This window comes from Myxococcus sp. AM010, from assembly GCF_013372585.1.
GTDB classification, from domain to species: Bacteria; Myxococcota; Myxococcia; order Myxococcales; family Myxococcaceae; genus Myxococcus; species Myxococcus vastator.
In genome coordinates this window covers 1-24,257 of record NZ_JABXEO010000028.1, presented here as the reverse complement: position 1 = coordinate 24,257, position 24,257 = coordinate 1, and the positions used below count along the sequence as shown (strand labels likewise).

Below are 24,257 nucleotides of genomic sequence, written 5' to 3'. Positions count from 1 at the left end.
GCCCTCTCTGTGCATGGAGTCGCCGGGTCGGTCCTCCTCAAGCTTCGAGTGCTATTCGAAGACCTGGACCTCGGCGAGGCTGAGCGGCCCTCCGCCCAGGAGCTGGACCTTGACGTAGCGGCCCGTGCGCCGCACGGGAATGCGCGTCACGGTGCCTGCCTGGCCCGGATGCGGGAACTCGTGCCAGGTCGTGCCGTCCGCGGAGACCATGAGCATGAAGTTGGAGAGGCGCTCCACGCAGCAGTCGGTGCGGTTGTGGAGGACCACCGAGCCAATCCACCGCTGCCCCTCCAGGTCAACCATCCACCAGGGCTGTGGGTCCTGCGGCGCGCCCAGGGTGTGGGTGACGGAGAGGTTGGGGAAGACACCATCTGTGTTCCCGTCAACCGCCTTCCAGGCCTGCGCGTCATTGAGGAGCGAGGACTGGGTGGCGGGCTTGTTCAGCGCCAGGTTCTTGAAGGGAACCTGGACGAACATGCCAGTGGGCGTGCCATGTCGATCCATCTGCGTGAGCGAAAGCGCGGTGTCGTCCACCATTGCGTCCAGGTACGCACCGGAGATGGCCGCGCCCGACACGAACGAATGGAATCGCTCCGGCCCGGAGATTCGTCCCGCGGGCCGATAGAAGAACTCCTGGAAGGGCGAGCCGGGGCCGCGATGGTGGTGCCCCGTGAAGATGGCGATGACGTTGTAGTTCGCGATGGCATCCCAGTAGGCCACGCGCTGCGCTTCGGTCCACCAGTACTTGCCGTCCTCCTCGCCGGTGGAGAGCGGATCAAAGCCGTAGTGGTGGATGAGGACCACCGGACGTCCCGAGGCCCCTACATTGAATGCCAGGTCCATCATCAAAAAGACAAGCGAGTCCTTGGGAGAGTTCTCGGGACGGGTGGGCGAAGCCTCGGTCCCCGGGAAGAGGTTGAGCTGGACGAAGTGGATGTCATGCCAATCCCAGGAGTAGTGAGGATTGCCATGCAGGGACAGGACGGTGGCCCTCTTCCGGTCGTGGATGTCGTTCTGGATTTCCCCGCGGTCGACGCACGCGGAATCCGCTCCAGACGGGAGTCCACAGGCAAACTTCTGGGCGAACGTGGCTTCGTGCTGATCGTGGTTGCCGATGCCATCGTAGACGAACCGGCTCATGCCCGAGATGGCACTCTTGTACCAGGCGAACTCGTCCCGCGTCCGGGTGTTCTGCGTCAGGTCTCCGGCGACCACCATGCCCCTGATTTGCGGATTGTGGGTGATGGCGCTGACCATCGTCGACAGCGTTTGATTCGTGGCGATGTTGTCACCGCTGTTCTGGTACTGGGGGTCCCCCGTCACCAGGAACCGGACATCTCGCTTCGTGAAGCCCACACCATAGTTCGACTGATAGATGAGCTGATGGTCGTGCGTGAAGGACTTGCAGTAGTAGTTGGGCGGAAGGCGCAGATGGGAGCGATCCTCCTGCTCGACGGACGCATACCCCCCTGCTTGCAACGGCACCACGCAGTTGAAGGTGCCCACCTCGAACTGCGCACGGAGCATGGCACCTTGTGTGCCGGCAGGATTGCAATCCGTATTGCTCCAGTGACAGCACGCATTGGCACCCGTCGAAACGCTGGAGCTGAAGTCTCCGCCAAGGACTTTCACGTTCGCCGTCGTGTTGACGCTGTTGTAGAGGCAGAACGCCGAGGCGACGCCAGGCGCCAGCAGGAGCAGCGCCATGGAGAGAATGCGTGAGGCGGGCAACGAGAGGTGAAGAGGACAGCGCTTTTCGAGCATGAAGTTTCTCGAGGTCGAGGAGGGGGGGCGCCCGGCGGGGGGCACGCGGCTTGGGTGGCACGCGTGCCCGGGGCCGTCTCGCTATGGCGCGCAGTAGATGGCGCGCTCGAACTTGCCCGTCACGTCGACGATGGAGTCAGCGCGAACCACGTACTCACTTCCACCTACACGCGTGTCGGCGTTGCACCAGTCATACGTGTAGCCCAGCCCGGTCCAGGGGTAGTGCGTGCTCTGCCAGAACCCATAGCTGGAGGCGTAATAGGCGTTGATCCAATCCTTGTGCTCGGAGGTGGCCGAGGCAGGAAACTGCAGGCCGCACGAGGTGTCGTCAATCTCCGCGTCCGGGCAGGGCCGGAACATGTCCCCGGGCCGGACCCACAGCTCGACGATGTAGCGCGCGTTGTCGCCCTCCGTGGCCGGGGGCAGTCCCAGGTACTGGTTGAGGCGAGCGACGAGCTTCTCTTCGGGCACCGTCTTGCAGAACGTCTGGAGCTGAGGCGCGGGCGTGACCCAGACCTCACGGGAGAGGGTGTTCTCGCCCAGCGTGTAGCCCGTGTACGTGGTCCAGATGGCCATGCGCACCGCCGTCTGGGACTCGTTCCAGATGAGCCTCGGATTCGACGGGCTGATGTCCCACAGCGCCGTGGAGATGTCCGCGGAGGTGGGCTCGGCCGCGTTGCGGACGGCCTCCGCATAGGTCTGTGCGTCGCAGGCGAGCTCCTCGGGCGGATTCGGAAGCGGGTCCTGCGTATCGTCACCGCAGCCCGTGAGGGCCAGGAGCGCGGTGGTCGCGGTGAAGGTTCGCAGGGGACGCGAGAAGGCGCTGAACATCGTGAGGTCTCCGTGAAAGGGTGGATTCACGGAGAGTCTAGACGAACCACGAAGAAACGAGAGCCTCGTCTCTCCGTAAATCGCACAGCGCCTGAGCGCGCCCGTCATTCAGCCGCGGACGCACCGTCCTGTGCCTCGCTCAGGCACGGCTCGGCATACACGACCTCCACGTATGAAGTGCGCCTGCCAGTAAGCACCGCCAACTGGCCGCACGCACAATAGGTCTCCCCAACCCAGGTCGTGTGACTCGCGTCGCTGTAATAGTTATACAAGGCATTCTCGACACAGAGAAAGTCAGTGTCATCGCCCTCTACCTGGGGCGCCTCTGACTTCCCTGCCTCGGGAACGCCCTCACCAGCGCCCAACAGCAGCCCCATCGACATCAAAAGCACAGCGGAAAGTCCGGCCATTGCCTCTCCCAGCAGAGTGAAATGGGACCGTACGCAATTCAAGACGAGACAGCAATCACAGCAAACCGCAATCGACACTACTCAACACTCACACCTCACGCAACCCGTCCCTCACCCGGTTCACGCCCATTGCAGACACCTGTACTTGAACCTTCTCGCCTGACTTGAATCAACCCAAAGATTGACACGAAGGAGCCATCACTCCCAGTGTGAGGCCGCCGCCGCCAATGGCGACCCGGAGAGCGCGTGGGTCTGCGCGAGCGCATTGTCACTCACACATCGACGCGAATCGCCTGCCATCGTCCCACTCACAATGCACAACGCAAAAGGAACTTTCCATGCCGAAGTCGAATCAATCCGCGCCGTCTGTCTTTCTCCGCGGCCTGTTGCCAGCGCTCGCCGCGCTCGCCCTGGCCGTCGCCGCGCCGGACGCCAGCGCGTACTCGGCGATCTACGGCGGCGGCCCGTTCTACTCCGGCGGGACCGCGGTGATGAACGATCTGCGCGGCTCGGGCTTCACCACGGTCATCCTCTGGAGCTTCCATATCGAGGAGAACGGCGACCTCATCTACAACGACATTCCGGTGGTCAAGAACGGCGCCTACATGGGTGATCCGGCCTGGCCGGCCCGCCTGGCCACGCTCAAGACCGCGCCGACCTCGGTCAACCGCATTGAAGTGTCGACGGGCGCCTGGGGCGTTCCGGACTTTGAACGCATGAGCAGACTGGTCAACGGCACCGCCCCCGGCTGCGGCACCACCATCGTCTGCGGCACCGGCACCCACAGCATCCTGTACAGGAACTTCCAGGCGCTGAAGACCGCCACCGGCGCCGACGCGGTGAACTTCGACGACGAGAGCGCCTACGACCTGGCCCCGACCACGGCCTTCAGCCAGATGCTCATCGGGATGGGCTACAAGATCACCTTCGCGCCGTACACCCAGCAGACGTTCTGGCGGAACCTCAAGAACAACCTCGGCAGCGCGGTCGATAGAATCTACCTCCAGGTCTACGCTGGCGGCGCCGGCAACAACCCCGCGAGCTGGAACACCGCGATGGGCATGACGGTCGCTCCGGGCCTGTGGTCCAGTCATGGCAGCGGCTGCGCGTCGGGCGACAGCCCCTCCGTGGTGCAGACCCGGATGAGCAACTGGAAGGCCAGCGCGGGCATCAGCGGCGGCTTCATGTGGTTGTACGACGACATCCAGAAGTGCAGCGCGCAGGGGACCAGCGCGCAGTACGCGGCGGCCATCAACACCGCCGTCAGCGGCAACACCCCACCGGTGGCGAACTTCAGCGTCACCGTCAGCAGCCTCACCGCGACCTTCAGCGATGCGTCCACCGACGCAGACGGCACCATCACCTCACGCGTCTGGAACTTCGGCGACGGCAGCACCTCCACCGCGACCCACCCTTCGCGCACCTACGCGAGCCCTGGCAACTACAACGTCACCCTGACCGTCACCGACAATGGCGGCGCGAGCCATGGCAACTCCCAGACGGTGTCGGTCGGCTCGGGCTACGCCAACCTGGCGCTGAACAGGCCCACCACCAGCTCAGCGCCCTGCAACAGCAGCGAATCAGCGGCCAAGGCGGTCAACGGCAGCGTCTCGGGTGGCACCACCGACAAGTTCTGCTCGCTGGCCTCGCCGGCCTGGATGCAGGTCGACCTCGGCTCGGCGCGGACCGTCAGCAGCTTCACGCTCAAGCATGCGGGCGCGGGGGGTGAATCAACGAGCTGGAACAGCCGGGCGTTCACCATCCAGACCTCGAGCGACGGCTCCACGTGGAGCACGCCCGTCACGGTGAGCAACAACACCGGCAGCAGCTCGACCCATGCCATCACCGCGGCGTCGGCGCGCTACATCAGGCTCAACGTGACGACGCCGACGCAGAGCGGCGACCCCGCGACGCGCATCTACGAGTTCGAGGTTCGCTGACTTTCGAACACGAAGCGGGCCCTGGTCGCCGCCAGGGCCCCAGGAGCCGGGCGTGCCGAGCGCGTGCTGCCGGGGGCCGCTCCAGGGCCTACCTTCCGTGTGCCGTCTCTCGACGCCTGCTCGGCAGCACCGTGGCGGGCATCGAGGTCCTTATCGCGGGGGTCGTCATGGAGCGCCTCTTCACTCGCGCTGTCCGGCCCGCGCTGGCGCTGGGTGCCTGGCCCCGTTGGCTCCGCTACACGTTGCCGGGAGCGTGGGGCGCCCTGCTCTTCGCGTGCCTGGCCTTCACGCCCTCCCTGTTGCCGCGCAGCGGGCCCTTCCAGGGCTTCGTCAGCGGCCTCAGCGCGGCCATGGGCTACGGGCTGGGGGTGCTGGGCGCCTGGCTGTGGCGCGAGTTCTCCCCACGTCCGGCGAGGACGCCGAGTCCTCGCGCGTGGCGGGGCTTCTTCGTGACGGCGCTCGTGGCGCTGTCCGGCGCGCTGCTGCTGGGCTGGCACTGGCAGCAGCGCATCCGGGAGCTCATGGGCGTTCCCCACCCGGGCAACGCGGGCTACCTGCTCGCACCCGTCGTCGCGGCGGCCTTCTTCATCCTGCTCATCGCCGCGGGACGGGGGCTGCGCGCGGTGTACCGCCGGTTGGACGCGCGGCTCGTCCGGCATATCGGCCCTCGCGCGGCCCGCGCGACGAGTGGACTGGCGGTGGTGGTGCTCACCGCGCTGGTGGCGAGCGGCGTGCTGTGGGATGGGCTCATCGCGCTGGCGGACCAGACCCTGAGCGTGCGGGACGCGACGACCGACGAGGGCGTGTTCCAGCCCCGCACCGCCCTGCGCTCCGGCGGCCCCAGCTCCCGGGTGAGCTGGGAGTCGTTGGGACGAGAGGGCCGCAACTTCGTCGGCGGGGGCCCCTCCATGGCCGACCTCGCCGCGTTCGAGGGGGCGGCCGTGAAGGAGCCGATTCGCGTGTACGCCGGCTACGCCTCCGCGCCGGACGCCGAGGCGCGGGCCACGCTCGCCGTCGAGGACCTCGAGCGCGCCGGCGGCTTCGACCGGGCCTACCTGCTGGTCGTCACCACCACGGGCAGTGGCTGGGTGGTGCCCGAGGCCGTGGACGCCTTCGAGTACCTGACCCGGGGTGACTCCGCGATTGTCGCCATGCAGTACTCCCACCTGTGGTCCTGGCTCTCCGTCCTGGTGGACCAGGAGCGGGCGCGTGAGTCGGGCCGGGCGCTCTTCGACGTCGTCTACGAGCGCTGGTCCAGGCTCCCCGAGGGCCACCGGCCGAAGCTGCTGGTGTTCGGCGAAAGCCTGGGCTCCTACGGCGGGGAGACGGCGTTCAGCGGCGAGCGGGACCTGGCCAATCGCACCGATGGCGCGCTGTTCGTGGGGCCGCCGAACTTCAACACCCTGTATCGCGAGTTCACGGACCACCGGGACGCGGGCAGCCCCGAGGTAGCGCCCGTCTATCGGAACGGACGCATCGTTCGATTCAGCCGGCGCCCTGGAACGGACCTTCCTCCCGCGTCCGCCCCGTGGGGGGACTCCCGGGTGCTGTACCTGCTCCACCCCTCGGACCCCATCATCTGGTGGAGCCCCCGGCTCTTGTTGCAGCGGCCGGACTGGCTGCGGGAGCCTCGCGGCCACGATGTCCTGGGCGCGATGGTGTGGCTCCCTTTCGTCACGTTCTGGCAGGTGACGGCCGACCTGCCACTGGGGATGGAGGTGCCCGCCGGCTACGGCCACGTGTACACCGGCGAGCACGTGGACGCCTGGGTCGCGCTCCTGCGCCCCGAAGGCTGGACCGACGAGCAGACGGCGCGGCTGCGGGGAGTCCTGCGCGCCCGCGGAGGCCGCTAGACTCACGCTCCGAAAATGGGCACGGGAGCGCGAGCCAGCAGCGAAGTCGTGGGCGAAGGAGCAGCGGGTGCGTCCACCCTGGACGGCGCCCCCTCACCGCGCGCCGCCTCCCACGAGGCGCCCGTCTTCCCCGTGCCCGGCTGGGAGCGCTACCAGGGGGTGCGCTTCCTCGGCCAGGGTGGCATGGGGCAGGTCTTTCTCGCGTATGACCCACGGCTGCGCCGCCATACCGCGCTCAAGTTCGTCCGGGGTGGAGACTCCGGGCTCACCCGGCGCATGCTGTCCGAGGCCCGCGCCCAGGCCCGCGTCGACCATGAGCGCGTCTGCCAGGTGTACGAGGTGGGCGAGGTCCAGGGACACGCCTTCATCGCCATGCAGTACGTGGACGGCCTGCCGCTGAACCAGCTCACGGACGCGCTCACCGTGGAGCAGGTGCCCTGCTGCTGCGGGACGCCGCCGAAGGCGTCCACGCCGCGCATCGGGCCGGCCTCATCCACCGCGACCTCAAGCCCGGCAACATCCTCGTCGAGCGCACCGGGGACGGCCGCCTCAAGCCCTACGTCATGGACTTCGGGCTGGCGCGCGACCGGACGGAGCAGGGCCTCACTGCCACCGGCGCGGTGCTCGGCACGCCGCACTACATGGCCCCGGAGCAGGCCCGAGGAGAGGTGTCCCGGCTGGACCGGCGCGCGGATGTCTACAGCCTGGGCGCCACGCTCTACACGGCGCTGACGGGGCAGCCGCCCATTCCGGGCGACAACGGGCTGGAGGTGCTCAGCAACATCGCCACCGTCGAGCCCCGCCCGCCGCGCGCGCTCAACCCGGCCCTGCCCGTGGACCTGGAGGCCATCGTCCTCAAGTGCCTGGAGAAGGACCGCGCCGCCCGCTACGACTCCGCGCGAGCCCTGGGCGAGGACCTGGACCGGTTCCTCGCGGGCGAACCCGTGCGCGCGCGCGCCACCGGCCCGGGCTACCGGCTGCGCAAGGCGCTGCGCAAGCACCTCGTCGTGGTGGGCGTGGCCTCCGCGGCGCTGCTCACCGTGGCGCTCGCCGCCGCCCAGGTCGCCCTCACCCGCCAGGAGGCCCTCCGGCGCGAGCACCTCTCACGCCGGTTCACCGAGCGCGTCGAGCGCATCGAGGCCCTGGCCCGCTACTCCGGCCTCTCGCAGCTCCACGACATCCGCGCCGACCGCGAGGCCCTCCGCGGCCACATGCAAGCGCTGGAGGCGGAGATTCACGAAGCCGGCGCGCTGGCCGTGGGTCCGGGCCACTACGCCCTGGGACGCGGCGCGCTGGTGCTCGGCGACGTGGCCCAGGCCCGCGAGCACCTGGAGGCCGCCTGGAGCCAGGGCGTCCGCGAGCCCCGCGTCGCCTGGGCCCTGGCCCTGGTGATGGGGCACCTGTACCAGGAGCAGCTCCTGGAGGCCGAACGCCTGCGCGTCCCGGAGCAACGCGAGTCGCGCAAGCAGGACATCCAGCGGAAATACCGCGCGCCCGCGCTGGAGTGGCTGCGCCAGAGCCACGGCGCCGACGTGCCCTCCCCCGAGTACGTCGCCGCGCTGCTGGCCTTCTATGAGGACCGGCTGGACGAGGCCCTCACCCAGCTCGACGCGATGAAGGACCGCCTCCCCTGGTTCCATGAGGCCCCGCTGCTCCGGGGCGACATCCTCCAGGCCCGCGCCACCCGGCGATGGAACCAGGGGGACCGGGAGGGCGCGCTGGCCGACTTCGAGGCCGGCCGCCGCGCCTACGCCGCCGCCGCCGCCACGGGAGAGAGCGTGCCCGAGGTCCATCGCTCGCTGGCGCGGCTCGAGTACACCGCGATGGTGATGGAGCTCTACAGCCGGGGGGAGGTCCTCCCGGCATTCACGCGCGGGCTGGAGGCCGTCACCCGCGCGCTCCAGGCGGACCCGGACTTCGGGCTGGCGCGCGTCCTGGAGGCGCGCTTCCACAACCGGCTGGCGGAGCACCGCATGAGCCGGGGCGGTGATGTGGAGGCGTCGCTCGACAAGGCGCTCACGGCCGCGCGCGCCGCCATGCAGCAGGTGCCCGAGCCACCCCGCGCGCGCATGGAGCAGGTCCAGAGCCTCTGGCGTCGCGCCCGCGCCCTCCAGGCCCGGAGCCTGGACCCCAGCGCCCCACTCCGACAGGCCAGGGCGTTGCTGGAGAGCATCCCCGAGAAGGACCAGGACTACGAGTTCCACGCCACCCGGGGCCTCGTCTTCAAAATCCAGGCGGACTACGACGACGAGAAGGGCGAGGACTCGCGCGGCCACCGCGCGGAGGCCATCACGGCCTATCGCGAGGCCATCCGGCTGGACGAGCGGCTGCCGGACGCGTGGATCAACCTGGGCATCGCCTACCTCACCCGTGCCACGCGGCCACGCGCCGAAGCGCCCCTGGAAGACCTGGAGCAGGCCCGCGTCGCGCTGGACACCTCGCGCAAGCTCAACCCGCGCAACTACGTGCCCTACTTCCTGGGCGGCACGCTGCACCTGGAGCTCGCCCAGCGGCGCAGGAATCAGGGAGGAGCCGAGGGGCCCGACCTCGCCACCGCGCTGGCGTTCTTCGACGGCGGCCTGCGCATCAACGCCCGCATCGCCCAGCTCCACAACGGCCGCAGCGCGGTCCTCCTGGAGCAGGCGCGAGCGGCGTGGGACTCCGGCGGCGCGCCCCTGCCCCTCCTGGAGCTGGCCGTGCAGGCCGCGCGGCAGGCCATCCAAGTGGCGCCCCAGCAGGGCTTCGGCCACCACAACGTCGGTGAGGCGCACGCCGAGCGCGCCACGTACCTCGCGCGCTCTGGCGAGGACCCACGTCCCGACCTCCAGGCGGCCGAGGCGGCCTACCAGCAGGCCAGCGCGCTGATTCCAGGCGGCGCGCACTATCCGGCCAGCCTGGCCCGCGTCCATGTCCGGCGAGCGGCCTACGCGCTGGAGCACGCGGGCGAGCCACGCGCGAGCCTCGACCGGGCCGAGGCCGCCCTGCGCCAGGCCTTCGAGCGCGGCCCCCGGGAGCCCCTTGCGTGGCTCGTCCAGGGCGAAGCGCGTGGGCTGCGGGCCCGCTGGCTCGCACGCCAGCAGCGCGCACGCGCCGAGGACTTCGAGGAGGCCACACGCTCTTTCGAGAAGGCGCTCGAATTGGAGCCCCAGCGCCTGGACTACCGCGTCGCCTTCGGCCACTTCTGCCGCGAATGGGCCGCGTGGCGGAGGACAGCGGGACTGGAGCCCCGCCCCGCCCTGGAGCGGGGCCTCACGCTGGCGGACGAGGTCCTGGCCGCGCGCCCTCGCTGGGAGGACGCGCTGCGCCTGCGCACCCGCCTGCGTGACGCGGCTGGGAGCCTGGAGACCTCGGGCGGCCCCTCAGCTCACTGACACACCTTGCCGCCCGGGCCAGGGTCTGTCCCCACCTCCAGCGTCCCGGTCCGCGAGTCATCCGGCAGCTCGGGGCACCCCTCCACGGCGGTCACGGTGTACGTGCCCACGACGATGAGGGGCATGTCCTCCTCCTTCTCGGGGAGCAGCGACAGGGGCGGTTCTATCTCGGGTCCATCCACCTTGATGACCACCTCCGTCTGACAGGTATTGAGGAACCGCACGGTGCCTCCCTTTGAGAGGCAGTGGTCCGGGGTGAAGTGGAGTCCGTGGGCATCGACCTGGACCTTCACTTCGCGATGAAAACAATCGCAGGAAGCGGACTCCGGCAGCGTCTCCTGCGCGGCCTCGGAGGTGTCGCCGACCATGAGCCCCGCGAACGGAAGCCCTAGCACCAGGCCCGGCACCATGACGCGGGTCAGGACATGCCGCATTCGACTGCGCACCACCTCACTTGGATTCATCACAGGGCTCCCAGGTAGACCTCATGCACAGCGAGCCTAAACGAGTCCAAGCTCCTTCACGCGCCGCCCCAACGCTCGCTTCGACACCTGGAGGCGCCGGGTCATCGCATCGAGGTCACCCTTGCAATCGTGGAAGCAGCGGGTGATTTCCTCGGCGCTCAACGCTCCAGCGGTCCGCAGGGTCGGGCTTTTCTCTATCAAGTCATAGATGGAGGAGCGGTGGATGCCGAGCTGATCGGCCGCGGCCTGGAAGTCCCAATCATTGTCACGGAGGGCGGTCAGCAGCTCCGCCTCGAGAATCTCGGAGGGCTTGCGGCGGGAAGTGGCCCGGGGGTGCGCGGGAGCTGGAGCGCTGGCGGGCCGTCCCGGAGGTGCCACCTTCGCCAGGGCCAGCACCTGTTCGAGCTCCGCGTCGAGCCGCAGGCACGGCTGGCCACGGTTGCCGATGACGAGCTGCCGCACCACGTTGCGCTGCTCGCGGATGTTCCCCGGCCACGGGTGGCCCATCAGCCGCGCGGCCAGCGCCGGCGGAAGCCAGGGCTCCACGTGAGGCTCCGGGGGCTCCAGGCGCCACGCCTCCGCCAGCGCCTCCAACTCCGCGCGAGCGAAGTGGCGGAACAACAGCCCGATGTCCTCGCGCCGCTCCCGCAGCGGCGGCACGCGGATGGAGTAGCCGGCCAGCCGGTGCAGCAGCGGCGCCTTGAAGCGCCCCGCCTGAATCTGTTCCTCCAGGTGCGCATCCGTCGCGGCGACGAGCCGCACGTCCACGGTGATGGGCGCGCGGTCGCCCACCGCGTAGAGCTGCCCCGTCTCCAGGACGCGGAGCAGCATCACCTGGACCTCGGGAGGCGCCTCGCCTACCTCATCCAGGAACAGCGTCCCCTCATGGGCGGCCTGAAAGAAGCCGGGCTGGTCTCTCACCGCGCCGGTGAAAGCCCCCTTGCGCGCGCCAAACAGCTCCGCGGCCGCCAGCTCGCGAGGAATGGCGCCCAGATTCACGCTGACGAAGGGCTTGTCCCTGCGCGTACCTTGCTGGTGGATGGCCCGGGCAATCAGCTCCTTGCCGGAGCCCGTCTCGCCGCGAACGAGCACCGGCACGCAGAGGTCCGCCACCTGGGTGATGTGCTGGCGCACGCGCTGGAGCCCCATGCTGCCGCCCACCATGTCCAGCGCGTCCTCGTCCTCCCGCGCCGTGGGGTCCGCCAGGTGCAGCACCAGCAGCACGCGCCCGGCCAGCTCCAGCGCTACCCCCACGGCCACCTCCGCCGACGACAGCTCCCTCGGCTCGCGCAGCACCTCGCCGCCAATGACCACGCGACTCCCTTCGCTCGGCTCCAGCCGGATGCCCCCCTCCGCGCCCGGCGCGAAGGTGAGCGGCTTGCGGCTCAGGTAGGGGTCGGCCAGGTGCAGGCCCAGCGCGCCTCCGGGCCGCATGAAGTCCGGCGCGTTGCGGGGCAGGCGCACCTGGCGGCCCGCCATCAGCGCATCCAACAACAGCCGCTCACCCACGCGGCGCATCTGCGGGTGCGAGGCGACGGTCAGCGCGGGGACGAGCCGCGAGCCCTCCGTGGAGAGCGGGCGTTGGGAGGCATCGGCCGTGGAGTGGTCCCACGCCGGGGGACGGGGCTGGGAAGGCACGTCCCGGAGCAAAGCAGACTTCATGCCCCCGTGGGCGCCTGGCCACGCGGGAAGGTGGATGTCCAGGGCACCAGACGGGCGCCGGTCCAGGTTGCCGTGGGTGTTCATCCCATGCCCGCTGCGTTAGCGTGGAGCCCCATGCGAAACGAGGAATCCGTCTCGGGGGCCGATGAAACGCGGCAAGTGCGCACCGTAGAGGAACAGGCCGGCACCGCGTCCCCCAGGCTCGCCCTGAGGGACCTCCTCATGTCCGTGCTGGCGCTGGCCAGCCTCGTCCCCATCCCTCTATGTGGAGATGTCGGGGCTGCGCTGGCCGGAGCCGCGCTTTCAGGTGCTCGCGGCCATTGACCTGGGCTTCATCTGCATCTTCCTGGGGGACTTCCTCTGGGGCCTTTTCCGGGCGGAAAACCGGACCGCGTTCCTGCGCAGCCGCTGGTTCGAGCTGCTCGGCCTGGTGCCCTTGTACGCGGAGGCGTTCAGCCTGCTCCGCGTCACCCAGTTGCTACGACTGGCGCGCGTGTTGCGGTTGCTGCGAGTGGTGTCCTCATACCGCCGCATCCGCTCGATCGCCGTGCTGGACGCGCTCCTCAACCGCTACAAGCTGGGACACACGATCCTCATCGCCTCGGCGGTGGTGCTGGGCATGGGCACCGTCGTGTGGATGCTGGAGCGGGACACCAACCCCGCGTTGTCGACGTTCCAGGATGCGATCTGGTGGGCCATCGTCACCGCGACCACCGTGGGATACGGTGACATCACCCCGCAGACGGGGCTGGCGCGCGTCTGCGCCACGGTGCTGATGCTGATGGGCATTGGCCTCATCGGCATGGTGGCGTCCAGCCTGAGCAATGCCCTCCTCGCGGCGGACAACGAGACGGCCGAGCTCTCCGCGCCGAGCCTGGCGTCCGAGTTGGAGCGGCTGACCGCGCTCCGGGAGCGCGGCCATCTCACGGAGCAGGAGTTCACCGCCGCCAAGCGCAAGCTGCTCACCTGAAGCGAGCGCGTGACACATCCCTGGGCTCGAGGAAGGAGCCCCAGCCCCCAAGAAAGTCCGAGCGGACGAGGCGAAGTGGGCGAGGTCATTCGTGGACGGAGACTCGGACTCCATGAAGAGCTCCCAGAACACGCTCGACGCCACCGTGAACGGGACCGAGCCTTAGAAGCCGAAGCCGCTCGAACGCGCCGCGGTGTACGCCAGCGCGCCCTGGTAGGGGTGCCCGAGCGTCGTCCCACACCCAGCCATCGGTGACGTTGCGACGCATGGTCTCCAACGAGATGTCCGCGTAGGGCTTGCCGAGGAGCTTCGCCGTCCCCCAGAAGATGCCGTGGAAGGCGCTCATCTCCACGATGGGCACGAGGAAGCTGCGCCCACCTCCGTCCGGCGCGCTCCAGATGGCGCGGCGAGGCGGGTGCACGAGCTCCGGAACGAGGAGCCGGGGCTCCGCGGGAACGGCCTCGACGCACTCCTCGGACGCCAGGGGGGCGTCCGCGGGCGCCGCGCCTGCATCGCCTCCTGAGACGAGCCCGAGCACGAAGAGGAGACCTGCGACGCGTTGCACGGAGAACGGCTTCATGGCGTGCATCGGGCGCTAATGGTCCCCGGGAGCGAGTGCACGCACCAGCCGCCGAGTCACTGTCCCTGTGACATGCTGTGAACTCCACTTGACGCGTGGCTCCACCAGGCCCTGCGAGGAGGTTCCATGGAGCGTCGCCCCCTGGGAAGGACGGGACTGCAAGTGTCCGTGCTCGGCTTTGGTGCCGGACACGTGGGGGGGCCGGCGCTCGCGGAAGCGGAGGCCGCCGCGCTGCTGCACGGCGTCCTGGATGCGGGCATCAACCTCATCGACACGGCGCCCGGCTATGGGGCGTCGGAAGAGCGCATCGGCCGGCACTTGCGGGGGCGCCGCTCCGAGTTCGTCCTCTCCACCAAGTGCGGCTACGGCGTGCCAGGCGTGGAGGACTGGACGCCCGAGTGCATCACCCGTGGCGTGGACCAGGCCCTCATGCGCTTGCGCACCGACGTGCTTGACGTGGTGCATTTCCACTCGTGCCCGCTGGAGGTGCTCCAGCGCCCCGGGCTCGTGGAAGCGCTGGTCCGTGCAGTCGAAGCGGGCAAGGTTCGCGCCGCGGCCTACTCCGGTGACAACGCCGCGCTGGAGTACGCGCTCGAGACGGGTGCCTTCGCCGTGGTCCAGACGTCCGTCAACCTGTTCGACCAGCGCGCCATCGAACGGGGCGTCGCGTGGGCACGAGCGCGGGGCATGGGGGTCATCGCAAAGCGTCCTCTGGGGAATGCGCCCTGGCGCTTCGCGGAGCGTCCCAGCGCGCATGACCTCGGTGAGTACTGGCACCGGATGCGGACGTTGGCGCTCGACTCGCGCGGCCTGGACTGGAGCGATGTGGCCTTGCGCTTCGCCGCACACGTCCCTGGCGTCTCCACCTGCATCGTGGGCACCGGGCGGCTGGAGCATCTGCGGCGGAACATCCAGGCGCTGGAGGAGGGCCCTCTGCCCTCCGACTTCGTGGAGGCCCTCCGCGACGCGTTCCGTCGGTGTGGTGCGGGTTGGGATGGGCTGATTTGAGGCTGCACGCCAGCGGTGCCCCACGGAGGGGACGGCTCGATGCAGCCTTTCATGTGTTCCGGGGTGTCCGCCCATCCAGAAGAAGGCCGGGCCCCCTCGCATCTCCGCGAGGAACCCGTGACAATCCACGAAATGAACCTGCGACTCTCGATACGCTCCCTGTTGATACTCTCCCTCGCAGTCGCTCCCGCACTTTCTGGCTGTGGTCCCGATGACGTCGTTCCGACGCCGGACGCGGGCCTTCAGTCCGACGCGGGCACCGAGCCTGACGCGGGCACCGAGCCTGACGCGGGCACCGAGCCTGACGCGGGCACCGAGCCCGACTCGGGCACTGAGCCCGACGCAGGCACCGAGCCCGACTCGGGCACTGAGCCCGACGCGGGCACCGAGCCTGACGCGGGCACCGAGCCTGACGCGGGCACCGAGCCTGACGCGGGCACTGAGCCTGACGCGGGCACTGAGCCTGACGCGGGCACTGAGCCCGACGCAGGCACCGAGCCTGACGCGGGCACTGAGCCCGACGCAGGCACCGAGCCCGACGCGGGCACTGAGCCCGACGCAGGCACCGAGCCTGACGCGGGCACTGACCCGGACGCGGGCACTGAGCCCGACGCAGGCACCGAGCCTGACGCGGGCACTGACCCGGACGGGGGTACCGAGCCGGATCCATTCTCCGTCTGCGAGGGCGAGTGCCAGGAGACCGCAATCACGATTCAAATGGGCGGAAACCAGCGCGACTTGACCAGCGCCTACTTCGGCTACGAAGAGCCGGAGAACTCTGAGGATCCGTGGGAGCTGTGGATCGAGCTCAACAACGGCGCGCCGGGTGAGTGCCCTACCGAGATTTCGCCGCTCCCACCGCAGCTTGTCAATGTCTACTCAGTAAGGGTGCCGGTGGACGCAACGCCGCAGGTGGGCTCCGCGCCAGGCGAGCCGCGAGCGACGCTCGTCGACTTCGAGGGCGTGCTAACGACGGCGTACTTTCTGCACAGCACGAGCCTCACATTCACGCCCGTGGCGGCCTCGCTCTGCCCTACCTGCGTCCTGGACGGCACCCCTCCCGAGTCGCACTTCGTGGCCTTCGACGTGAACGGCATCTACGAGAATGGCGCCCTCACCGGTCACGGGTACGCCACCTACTGCCCCACGCTCGACTCCTTCAAGCGCAGGAAGTGACCGCGGTCCGGCTCTCCTGACGGTGAGCCGGACCTGCCCGGGCCCCTGACACGGGGGCCTGGGCGCACCGGTCGGAAGTCCATCCGCGATGGGTGGAGCGCTCGCCACAGCACGAGGAGCACCGCATGCCGCCGGTTCCGGGGGCGGAGCAAGCCCCCGTGGTACAGCCGGAACTCCCGCTGCTGTAGCAAGACGATGCGTCCGCGATGTACCGGATTGTCCCCACGCCCGGAGCCACTCCGGGGAGCCCGCTTTGAAGGCGCCCGGGCGCGGCATGTCCTGTCGGTAGGCCCTCAGCCCCAGCGGTCTTGCTGGAGCTCCTGAAGGCGAGCCTTGATCTTCGCCTCACGTTGACCATCCGTCCTCGCCATGGACAGGTGGCGCATCGTGACCTGCTTCGCCACCTTGTCGAGTTCGTCCGCGGGCAGCTTCGGGTTGTCGCGAATGAACGACTCCATCTCGCTCATGATTCTCTGTTCGAGCTTTGCGATGCCGGGCTTGTTGATGCCAGTCACGTATCCGGACTGGATGAAGGACTCCATGAGGCTGGCCGCCGTCACCTTCCAATCCGGGGCCGCGGCAGTCGCCTTCGTCGAGTTCGACGTGGCACTCTTTGCAGAGGAGGATGAGCCCATGCCCAGCAGACTTCGCACGGCATGAAAGACAGGCTGTCGGGTCGTGATAGCCACGGCGCACCCCAATGCATACGAGTTGGAGGAACTCTAGGGCAGACATTCGGCGGGAGGACTCGCGGGAACCCCATACACCGCCTGACATTGTGAAATCCCAAACGCTGTCTGACCCAGCCCGCAGGGCACTATCTGAAAGCGCACGGCGCGGCGGACTACACCGCGCCGCGTGCAGGTCCTTGATTTCCCAAGAGCCAGTGTGCGCCAACGGCCCAGCCAGGGAACACCCGGCCAGGCATTGGCGAAACCTGCTCGTCGATCGCCGCGAGACGCCGCGTGAGCGCCGGTGTGAACGGCTCCGCGATGCGGGTCCAGGTGCTGCTGAGCCCAATGTCCGCAGGCCTCCTGCTCCGACTTGGAGCGCAGCGAGAGGAAGAACACCATCTGCCGCCATGCATAGGCGGCGTTCTTCACGTTGCGGAGCCGGTGCTGGTATCGCGAGACATCGCGCAGGAGCAACCGGAACACGCGCTCGAAGCACCGGCGGGCCAGTTCGGGCAACCGCGGGCGCAGCGTTCGCGTGAGACCCAGCGCATCGAACAGGACGGCGAGGTTGTGCGTGGTCAGGATTTTCGCCTGCTCGATAATCATCCCGTTGCCGCTGTCCCGTGAGCCTGATGCCCCTCGGCTTGGGCACGTGCCAGGCAGCGTTGGGCGAAATGGCTGCCTTGAACGAAAGCCGCGGCACGCCGCGCCGCCTCGTCGAACTTCGGCGAGAACGCGTTCATGAAGATGTCCGCCGCCAGCTCCTGATGTCCAGGGGCAGGTGGACTCGCTTGAGTTGCTTCGTGGTTTTCGCCACGGACTGGAGATGGACGTGGAGCCCGTCTTCGGGGGAGGACGCGTGTAGGGGACCGGGTAGCACCGCAGTCAGGAGAAGAAGGGCGCCAGCTCCTCAATCATCGTGCGTGCCTGCTCGGCGGCGCCGTGGCGCGGCAGTCATGCGGCGACCAGGAGGACACCTTCCTCGGGGACGTCGACGCGGTAGGCTCCGGTGACCAGCATGTCCCCGAGCAACGTCAGTCCCTCGTCACTGAGGAAGTACGCGTTGAGTGCCGCGCGCGGGTTGTGGCTGGCGCTGAGGCCAAGCTCCTTCAACCACGCTTGCTCATGCCCCGCGGTCGGGCGAATGCCTTCTCTGGGCGAAGGCTGCCCGTCGCTTCCGGTACACGGAGGGCACCGGAGGAAACAGGAGGCGAAGAAAAAGCCCAGCATCCGCTCCGGAACGCTGAGCTGCTGAGTGTGGAGGCGGCGGGAATCGAACCCGCCGCTCCGCGAGGCCTGTCAGGCCCTGTGGAAGGCCTTGGCGAAGAAGTTTTCGACGCGCGACTTCTCCGGCGCGATGGCGTTCGCGGGCGAGGCCACGCTCGTGGCGCCAGCGAGCGCGGGGCGCAGACCCGCCGCGATGCCCGGCTGCATGTGGTGACGCAGGTCGAGCGCCACGTCGGCCTTCACGTGCGTGCCCAGGCCCGCGGCGGCGTTGACGTCCGCGGAGTGCTTGAGGAAGCCATTCTCCAGGCCGAGCTTGCCGCCCGCCTGGGCCGCCGCGCCCGCCACCACGCCCCCGGTGACCGAGCCGTGCAGCCGGCCCACGTGCCCCCCCGCGGTGCCGTACGCGCCCGCCGTGGCGGACGCGCCCACCTGCCCTGAGAGCAACGCCGTGCCCGTCTTCGGGTCCAGGCTGGCCACGCCCTCGGCGTAGGCGGAGGCAGAGGCCTTGGCCTCACCCTTCACGTACCCGCCCACGTGCCGGTTGAAGTCGTGGCTCGCGCTCGCCGTGACGCCCACGCCCGTCTCCGCCTTCGCCGTCAACGCGGCCGTGTAGGCGTGCTCGTTCCTGTCGAGCGACACACCCGCCTGGGCCTGCCCCTTGAAAGAGTTGGCCTCGGCGGAGACCTGGCCGCTGGTCACGCCCAGCCGGCCCGCGTGCGTCTTCTGCATTTCGTAGCCGGCGTACGGCCCACGCAGCTCGGCCTGGGCCGAGTAGTGGCGCACGCCACCGCCGCTGTAGCTCGCGGTGGAGGCCTGCATCGAGCCCACGTTGCCGCTCACCGTGCCGCCGAAGGTGTCCTTCTGGAAGGGGCTGCCCGGCTTGTCGACGAACATCGTCTGCTTCGCGGCCGCGGGCGCCGTGAGCCTGTTGTCCCCACCGCTCACCATCACGTCCGACGCCCGGCCCGTGCTCAGCTCCCAGGGGCTGTAGGAAGGCGCCCCCTCGGGCATGCCCGGGTGCTTCAGGGGCTTGGGCTCCGTGGCCGCCGGCGCATTCGCGCCAGGCAGGGTCCCCGTGGGCCTGGTGGCCGTCGCGGCGGGAGGAGTCGCCGTGGGCCGGTTGGTCGTCGCCGTGGGCGTCGAGGTGGGGAACGTGGAAGCGCGCGCCGGCAGCGTGGACTGGGGCGGCTTGGAGGAAGGGAACGTCGCGGAGCGGGGCGGGGTCGAACCGATGCGGCGGGCCATGGGAGACTCCTCGGGAGGTCGGTGAAGGGGTCAGGACTGCGATGACCTGCCCCACTGCAGCCGACATGCCACGCCCATGTCGAACGATATGGCCAATGCGCCCCTGTGGTTTCAAGGAGTTGGGAGGAGGGGCCTCGCGAGTGGTGCACGGCCCCTGGTGACGGCAGACACCAGGGACCGGACGGCGGTCATCAGACCTCGGGGACGACGCGCGTGCGCCCACCACGCCTCCGTTCAGCGCCGGGGCGTGCGCGACTTCTCGCTGCTCGCGCGGCGCGCCCGGACAGGCGGCGCGGGCGCTTCTGGCTCGCTGTCGGGCAGCGCGTTGAGTTCCCCGTTGAACGACTCCCGGTAGTCCGTGGCCCAGAACAGGGAGGCGAAGACGGGAAAGACGAACAGGCCCCCGGCGATGCCGCCCGAGGGGCGCGCCCCGCGAGCGAGCGCCTTCAGCCGTTCAGCACCACGGCCAACCCGTGGGAGAAGGGCTGGGCGGAGGCGAAGCGAGGAGGGATTGCCCAGCTTCCGTCCGAGCGCACGTAGCCGAACAGGTCATCCTGCTTCACGACCGCCAGCCCTTCCGAAAACGTACCTATGACCGCCTGGAAGCGGGGCTCGATGACCACGGCCCCCGTCCGGTCGATGAAGCCATAGCGGCCCTTCACCTTCACGGGCGCCAATCCCTCGCGGAACACGCACTCCGACAGGTACGTGTCGCCCCAAGGCGACAACGTGGGCTCCAGCACCCAGGCGCCGGACTCGTCCACGAAGCCGAATTTCCCACTCTCCACGACCAGCGCCAGCCCGTCCGAGAAGCGCCCCATCGTCTTGAAGCCAAAGCTGACGAGGCACTCGCCCTTGGGGTCGATGAGCCGGCTCTGCTCCGTCTTGGGACGGTCCTTCAAGACGACGTGCGCCTTGCCATTGACGAACTCCCGGGCAAGCCCTCCGGCGAACCCGTCCAGCACCACCTCGCCCTTCCGGTTGATGTACGCATCGGAGCCCTTCGCCCCCGTACGCATCACCGGCGCGAGCCCCGCGCCGAAGCGCCCCACATTCACATACGTCGCCCCGGCGACGACGTACTTCGTGAAGTTCGCCTTGAAGGCCACGGGCAACACGAGCTCGCCTGTTTCGTCGATGAAGCCCTCGTCCGTCAGGGCCAGCCCATCACAGAAGCCGGTGAAGGCGCGCTTCACCTGCAGCTTGGGCTGCCCCTTCACGTTGATGAAGACCCAGCCCTTCTCGGCCGGCATGCGGGCCCAGCCCTCGTTGAAGCTGAAGGGCGTGCCATGGGGGCTGGGAATGACCAACTCCCCCTTCGTATCAATGAAGCCGTAGCGCGTGGCGGGCATGGCGCGGACCCTAACGACCGCGGCCGCGACCGTCTACACACATGGCCGCATGTACGAGTGGCGGCAGCGAGTGGGGCCGGACATCCCCGTTTGTCCGTACGCCGCTGGCGACCGGCACGCGCGCCTGCGGCCTGGTACGAAGTGCGGTGCCTGCCTGGCGTGCATCCCGCCGGCGCGGCGAGGATGCGCGGCATGGGTGATTTCTACGCGGACGTCCTGGACCACGTCGGACGCCCACCCCGAGAGTTCGGCTCCGTCCACCTGCACGTGGAGCCCGTGATTCGCAATCCGCTCGGGCAGGCCACCGCCGTCGTGTGGCTCCAGGCCGCCTTCGAGCCCCCCGCCGCCACCCCGTCGTCCGTGCTGATGATGGGCCGGCAGAAGCAGGGCTCCGAGCACCGGATGCTGGGCCAGTTCCCGCTGCCACCTCTCGAGGGAGGCCGCGTGGTGCGGTGTCGGCTTCCGCTCGAGCTGCCCCCGGATTTCGATGAGGTCCACTTCCAGGTGGCGTCGAGTCTTCACCCCAATGCCGGGCGCGTGCGGCCCGCGTGGAAGCGCTTCGACACCCTGGAGATTCCGAAGGAGAGCGACATGAAGGCGGTGTCGAGCGAGGTCTCCATGGGAGCCGACCTCGGGGAATCGCTGCTCGACACCGTGCCTGTCATGGCGCCGCAGGTCCTGAAACCTCTTCGGACCTGCTACGCCTGCGGCTTCGATGGCCCGCGAGAGGAGTATGAGCGCGCCACGATGTGTCCCCGGTGTGACGCGGCGTGGATGTAGGCACGTCAGGGGAACCCGCTGGCGCTTGGAGATGCTGAGCCACTCAGTCGGACCGTTCGTCGCGGGGCTCACGGCCGTGGGGGGGCCATTCCCCATACCGGCGATGGGGCCTCCCCGGTTGAGGTAGAACGGGCGCATGCTCCACTCGCGTCGTCTCGTCCTGGCCCTCGGGTCCGTTGTCGCGGTCGTCACCGCCTGCAGTTCGTCGGATCCAGTCCCGGACCGTCCGAACATCCTGCGCTTTGAAGCAGCCCCCGCGACCATCGCTCCGGGAGTGCCCGCCGAGCTGTCCTGGGAAGTCACCGGCGCGAAGGACCTCTCCATCGATTATGGCGTGGGTGAGGTGAGCGGGAGCTCGGTGCAGGTCCGCCCGACAGCGACGACGACGTACACACTCACGGCGACCAACGAGAGCGGCAGCACCACCGCGAGCACCACGGTCGCCGTGAGCACGTCCGATGGGACGAACCTCTCCGGGAGCCTCACGACGCGCACCCTGACGCGCGCGGGCTCGCCGTATCAGGTGACCGGTGACCTGACGGTGCCCGCGGGGAGCCGGCTCACCATCGAGCCCGGCGTCCAGCTCATTTTCATGGGACACCACAAGCTCGCCGTGCATGGGCGAATCACCGCGCAGGGCACGTCGGACAGCCCCATTGTCTTCACCGCCAGCAATCCCTCCCAGGGCTGGGCCGGACTGCGGCTGGCGGCGACTTCGGACGCCGGGGAGGACTACCTCGAACACTGCATCTTGGAGTACGGCAACAAGGTCGACGGCGAGAACGGCGCGGGCGCGGAGGGCTCTTATTCCGAGAACGCCGGTGGCGCGCTTTGGATTGGCTCACGCGCGAACGTGAACCTGAACCACAACGAGTTCCGCTTCAACAAGGCGCCCGCGTTCGGCGGCGCGCTGATGCTGATTGCGCCGACCAGCTCGGGGGTCGCCACCGGGAACATCTTCCACGGAAACGAGTGCACCGGTCCGCGAACCCAGTTCGGAGGCGTGGGCGGGGCGGTCAACACCGCGCACCTCCCGGCCAGCAACCAATGGACGTTCCGCGGCGGAGAGTTCCGCAACAACAGGGCACCGGAGGGCGGAGCGCTCTACTTCTTCGACAGCAACGTGGTCCTCGACGGGATTGCGCTGTCTGGGAACACCCCCCAGAACTGGGCGACGCCGGAGCCACACCGGCTGACGGTCATCAACACGCCGAGGTAGCTGGGGCTCGCGCCACGTCGCCTCGATGCCGGCATCGCCGTGCCCCACCCCATCGTCGATGTTGAGCAAACCCGCGCCTGCTGACATCCTGACACACGTGAGCAAAGACTCAGCCAAGGCCACCGCATTTCTCATCCGCGCGTTCTGCGCGCCCACACAGGACGCGGAAGCCACCCGATTCGTCCGTGCCTTCGGGCAAGCGCGCTATCTCACGCGGCTGGAGACGGACCCCTCCGTCGATGCGGCCTACGGAAGCACCGCGAGCCGATTTCGCAGCCGGTGGAGGACCCGCGTCCGTCGCGACGCGCGCTTCATCGCGGCCCTGGGCAATGCGCCCATGCCGGACGTCACTCGCGAGGACTCGAAGCGCGTCGCCACGGTGGTGAACGTGCTCAGGTCGCTAGAGAGCCCCGCCAGCAGGGCGCAACTCAGAGACCATTTGAGGGGAAAGCGCCCGTGCGCGACCGCTGGATTCGGGGTCCTTTCGGACTGGAGCGGCCCCCGCGTCGAGTACGCGCTGGACGTCCTGTGGCAAGCGGCCATCACCACGGCCCCACGGCGACCGGGCCTCAACATCGACGACCTTCCCGCCAACGAAAAGCAGGTCCTCGACGATGCGTCCGCCGCCTGGCTGCGCGCGGGAAGCAAGGCCTCGGCGGCTCCCGCGGGAGCCAGGCCCAAGCCGCGCGCTCAGCCCCCGGAGTTCTCCATTCCGCGTTGGAAGGAGAACATCCGAAGCATCGACAACCGCGCCTTCGCTGAGGCCTGGCTCGACGCCGCGAGGCACAATCGCAGCGCATCGACGCCGATGGGCATCGCACATGCATTGTCCGCGGTGGCCCCTCATGCGGTTCCGCCGGTCGCGCTGCTCAAGCGCAGGGGCAAGCTCGTTGAACCGCACGGCATCCTGAGGCACGTCGTCCTGCATCCCGACAGCCGCTGCCGGAGAATCGTCTTCGCGGCCCTGGGCTCCTTCAAGAACACGCCCTTTCTCCCGCACTTCAAACGCGTCCTCGAGGACGGCACGGGCGAGGACCGCGTCGTGGCCTTGGCCGGTGCCCTGTTGGTCAGGCCCGCGGACAAGCGCGGCGAAAAGAGCCTCTCGACGTGGCTGAAGGACGCGGACCCTGCCCTTCTTGCAAAGGCGCACGCCTTCCTTCGGCGTCATCACCTGGCCTGAGCCATCAGCGCCAAAGGCTGTCGCCGCCCCTCTCGTCACGAAGAGATGAGCGACCCCTCCTGCGCGGCGGCATACAGCGCGTCCACGTCCAGCACCTCGTCCAGCGGAATGCTCACATCATCGTCGTCCTCGTCCTCCAGCTCGACTTCGAGCAACACCGAGGCCGGGAGCAACCGCTTCAATCCCACGAGCTGCGCGGGCGTGACTTCCTCTTCCACCACGAGTCCGTCCACGGACTTCACGTCGAGCGAGCGCCCGAGCTGAAGGACCGTCAACGGAGCCCGGAGCCCTCCGCGTACCACGAGCGGCTCCGGGTCATTGTTGGCGAAGACAAGCTGGGACGCCTCGAGTGCACCACGCACACGGAGCACCCCCTGGACATTCGCGACCTGGCAGCGGAGCGAGCCGGCAATGACCGCGGCGCTCCCTACGTCTCCGTCACCGAACTCGCCCCCTACCTCCACGTCCCCCGCGACAATGAGGATGCCGCGGTTCAGCACGTCCTTCTCCACCTGGAGCCCGCCCGGGACCAGACGCACCTCCCCCTCCCC

At 68.9% G+C, this 24,257-nt stretch carries 20 protein-coding genes and 1 pseudogene; 10 read left to right on the top strand and 11 right to left on the bottom strand.

Annotated elements, in window-relative coordinates; genetic code table 11:
* Positions 1–51 precede the first annotated feature (51 nt).
* Positions 52–1,527, bottom strand: coding sequence for a discoidin domain-containing protein (locus HV826_RS15410; protein ID WP_176417767.1), 1,476 nt, complete (start codon positions 1,525–1,527; stop codon positions 52–54).
* Between the two features lie 318 nt (positions 1,528–1,845).
* The gene (locus tag HV826_RS15405) at positions 1,846–2,595 is read right to left on the bottom strand and encodes a hypothetical protein (RefSeq protein WP_176417766.1); all 750 of its coding nucleotides are present in this window, start codon (positions 2,593–2,595) and stop codon (positions 1,846–1,848) included.
* A 748-nt stretch (positions 2,596–3,343) separates the two neighbouring features.
* Here HV826_RS15405 and HV826_RS15400 point away from each other — a divergent pair.
* The 4 genes and pseudogenes from HV826_RS15400 (at position 3,344) to HV826_RS15390 (ending at position 10,169) form a co-directional block, all read left to right on the top strand.
* Positions 3,344–4,945, top strand: a complete 1,602-nt coding sequence (locus tag HV826_RS15400; RefSeq protein WP_255217241.1) for a PKD domain-containing protein — start codon at positions 3,344–3,346, stop codon at positions 4,943–4,945.
* A 167-nt stretch (positions 4,946–5,112) separates the two neighbouring features.
* Complete coding sequence (locus tag HV826_RS15395; RefSeq protein ID WP_176417764.1) at positions 5,113–6,798, top strand: alpha/beta-hydrolase family protein; 1,686 nt, start codon at positions 5,113–5,115, stop codon at positions 6,796–6,798.
* A 15-nt stretch (positions 6,799–6,813) separates the two neighbouring features.
* Positions 6,814–7,149, top strand: a pseudogene (locus HV826_RS38090) (hypothetical protein); the annotation flags it as partial.
* A complete protein-coding gene (locus HV826_RS15390) occupies positions 7,122–10,169 on the top strand; it encodes a protein kinase domain-containing protein (protein WP_368670933.1) in 3,048 nt (1,015 codons plus the stop codon). The pseudogene HV826_RS38090 and the gene HV826_RS15390, both read left to right, overlap by 28 nt.
* Here the strand turns inward: HV826_RS15390 and HV826_RS15385 are convergent.
* Both HV826_RS15385 and HV826_RS15380 read right to left on the bottom strand, forming a co-directional pair.
* A complete protein-coding gene (locus tag HV826_RS15385; protein WP_176417762.1) occupies positions 10,163–10,603 on the bottom strand; it encodes a hypothetical protein in 441 nt (146 codons plus the stop codon). The two genes, HV826_RS15390 and HV826_RS15385, sit on opposite strands and share 7 nt — an antisense overlap.
* Before the next feature lie 66 nt (positions 10,604–10,669).
* Complete coding sequence (locus HV826_RS15380; RefSeq protein ID WP_176417761.1) at positions 10,670–12,295, bottom strand: sigma 54-interacting transcriptional regulator; 1,626 nt, start codon at positions 12,293–12,295, stop codon at positions 10,670–10,672.
* 271 nt (positions 12,296–12,566) lie between these two features.
* Here HV826_RS15380 and HV826_RS15375 point away from each other — a divergent pair, with 271 nt between their 5' ends.
* Positions 12,567–13,265: an ion transporter gene (locus tag HV826_RS15375; RefSeq protein WP_176417760.1), complete on the top strand. Its 699-nt coding sequence runs from the start codon at positions 12,567–12,569 to the stop codon at positions 13,263–13,265.
* A gap of 85 nt (positions 13,266–13,350) precedes the next feature.
* On the opposite strand, the gene HV826_RS15370 is transcribed toward HV826_RS15375, so the two are convergent.
* The gene (locus HV826_RS15370) at positions 13,351–13,845 is read right to left on the bottom strand and encodes a hypothetical protein (RefSeq protein ID WP_255217240.1); all 495 of its coding nucleotides are present in this window, start codon (positions 13,843–13,845) and stop codon (positions 13,351–13,353) included.
* 126 nt (positions 13,846–13,971) lie between these two features.
* On the opposite strand from HV826_RS15370, the gene HV826_RS15365 reads away from it, so the two are divergent.
* Both HV826_RS15365 and HV826_RS15360 read left to right on the top strand, forming a co-directional pair.
* Entirely contained in the window at positions 13,972–14,853 is an 882-nt protein-coding gene (locus HV826_RS15365; RefSeq protein ID WP_176417759.1) for an aldo/keto reductase, read from the top strand.
* Between the two features lie 117 nt (positions 14,854–14,970).
* Positions 14,971–16,029, top strand: a complete 1,059-nt coding sequence (locus HV826_RS15360; RefSeq protein WP_407938401.1) for a hypothetical protein — start codon at positions 14,971–14,973, stop codon at positions 16,027–16,029.
* Positions 16,030–16,322: 293 nt separating this feature from the next.
* Here HV826_RS15360 and HV826_RS15355 read toward each other — a convergent pair whose 3' ends face one another.
* The 5 genes from HV826_RS15355 to HV826_RS15340 form a co-directional block, all read right to left on the bottom strand.
* Positions 16,323–16,571, bottom strand: coding sequence for a hypothetical protein (locus HV826_RS15355; RefSeq protein ID WP_217918642.1), 249 nt, complete (start codon positions 16,569–16,571; stop codon positions 16,323–16,325).
* A gap of 180 nt (positions 16,572–16,751) precedes the next feature.
* Positions 16,752–17,309 carry a hypothetical protein gene (locus HV826_RS37205; protein ID WP_255217239.1) on the bottom strand — a complete coding sequence of 186 codons (558 nt, stop codon included), beginning with the start codon at positions 17,307–17,309 and terminating at the stop codon, positions 16,752–16,754.
* Positions 17,310–17,657: 348 nt separating this feature from the next.
* Complete coding sequence (locus HV826_RS37200; protein ID WP_255207972.1) at positions 17,658–17,816, bottom strand: hypothetical protein; 159 nt, start codon at positions 17,814–17,816, stop codon at positions 17,658–17,660.
* Between the two features lie 186 nt (positions 17,817–18,002).
* A complete protein-coding gene (locus HV826_RS15345; RefSeq protein WP_176417757.1) occupies positions 18,003–19,175 on the bottom strand; it encodes a hypothetical protein in 1,173 nt (390 codons plus the stop codon).
* A gap of 446 nt (positions 19,176–19,621) precedes the next feature.
* A complete protein-coding gene (locus HV826_RS15340; RefSeq protein ID WP_176417756.1) occupies positions 19,622–20,527 on the bottom strand; it encodes a WG repeat-containing protein in 906 nt (301 codons plus the stop codon).
* Between the two features lie 192 nt (positions 20,528–20,719).
* On the opposite strand from HV826_RS15340, the gene HV826_RS15335 reads away from it, so the two are divergent.
* From HV826_RS15335 to HV826_RS15325, 3 genes are all read left to right on the top strand, one after another.
* Positions 20,720–21,307 carry a hypothetical protein gene (locus HV826_RS15335; protein ID WP_176417755.1) on the top strand — a complete coding sequence of 196 codons (588 nt, stop codon included), beginning with the start codon at positions 20,720–20,722 and terminating at the stop codon, positions 21,305–21,307.
* Between the two features lie 136 nt (positions 21,308–21,443).
* Positions 21,444–22,526 carry a hypothetical protein gene (locus HV826_RS15330; RefSeq protein WP_176417754.1) on the top strand — a complete coding sequence of 361 codons (1,083 nt, stop codon included), beginning with the start codon at positions 21,444–21,446 and terminating at the stop codon, positions 22,524–22,526.
* 25 nt (positions 22,527–22,551) lie between these two features.
* On the top strand, positions 22,552–23,706 hold the full coding sequence (locus HV826_RS15325) for a hypothetical protein (protein ID WP_176417753.1): 1,155 nt from the start codon (positions 22,552–22,554) through the stop codon (positions 23,704–23,706).
* A 35-nt stretch (positions 23,707–23,741) separates the two neighbouring features.
* On the opposite strand, the gene HV826_RS15320 is transcribed toward HV826_RS15325, so the two are convergent.
* Positions 23,742–24,257: hypothetical protein (locus HV826_RS15320; RefSeq protein ID WP_217918641.1), on the bottom strand; the 516-nt coding region annotated here is incomplete at its 5' end.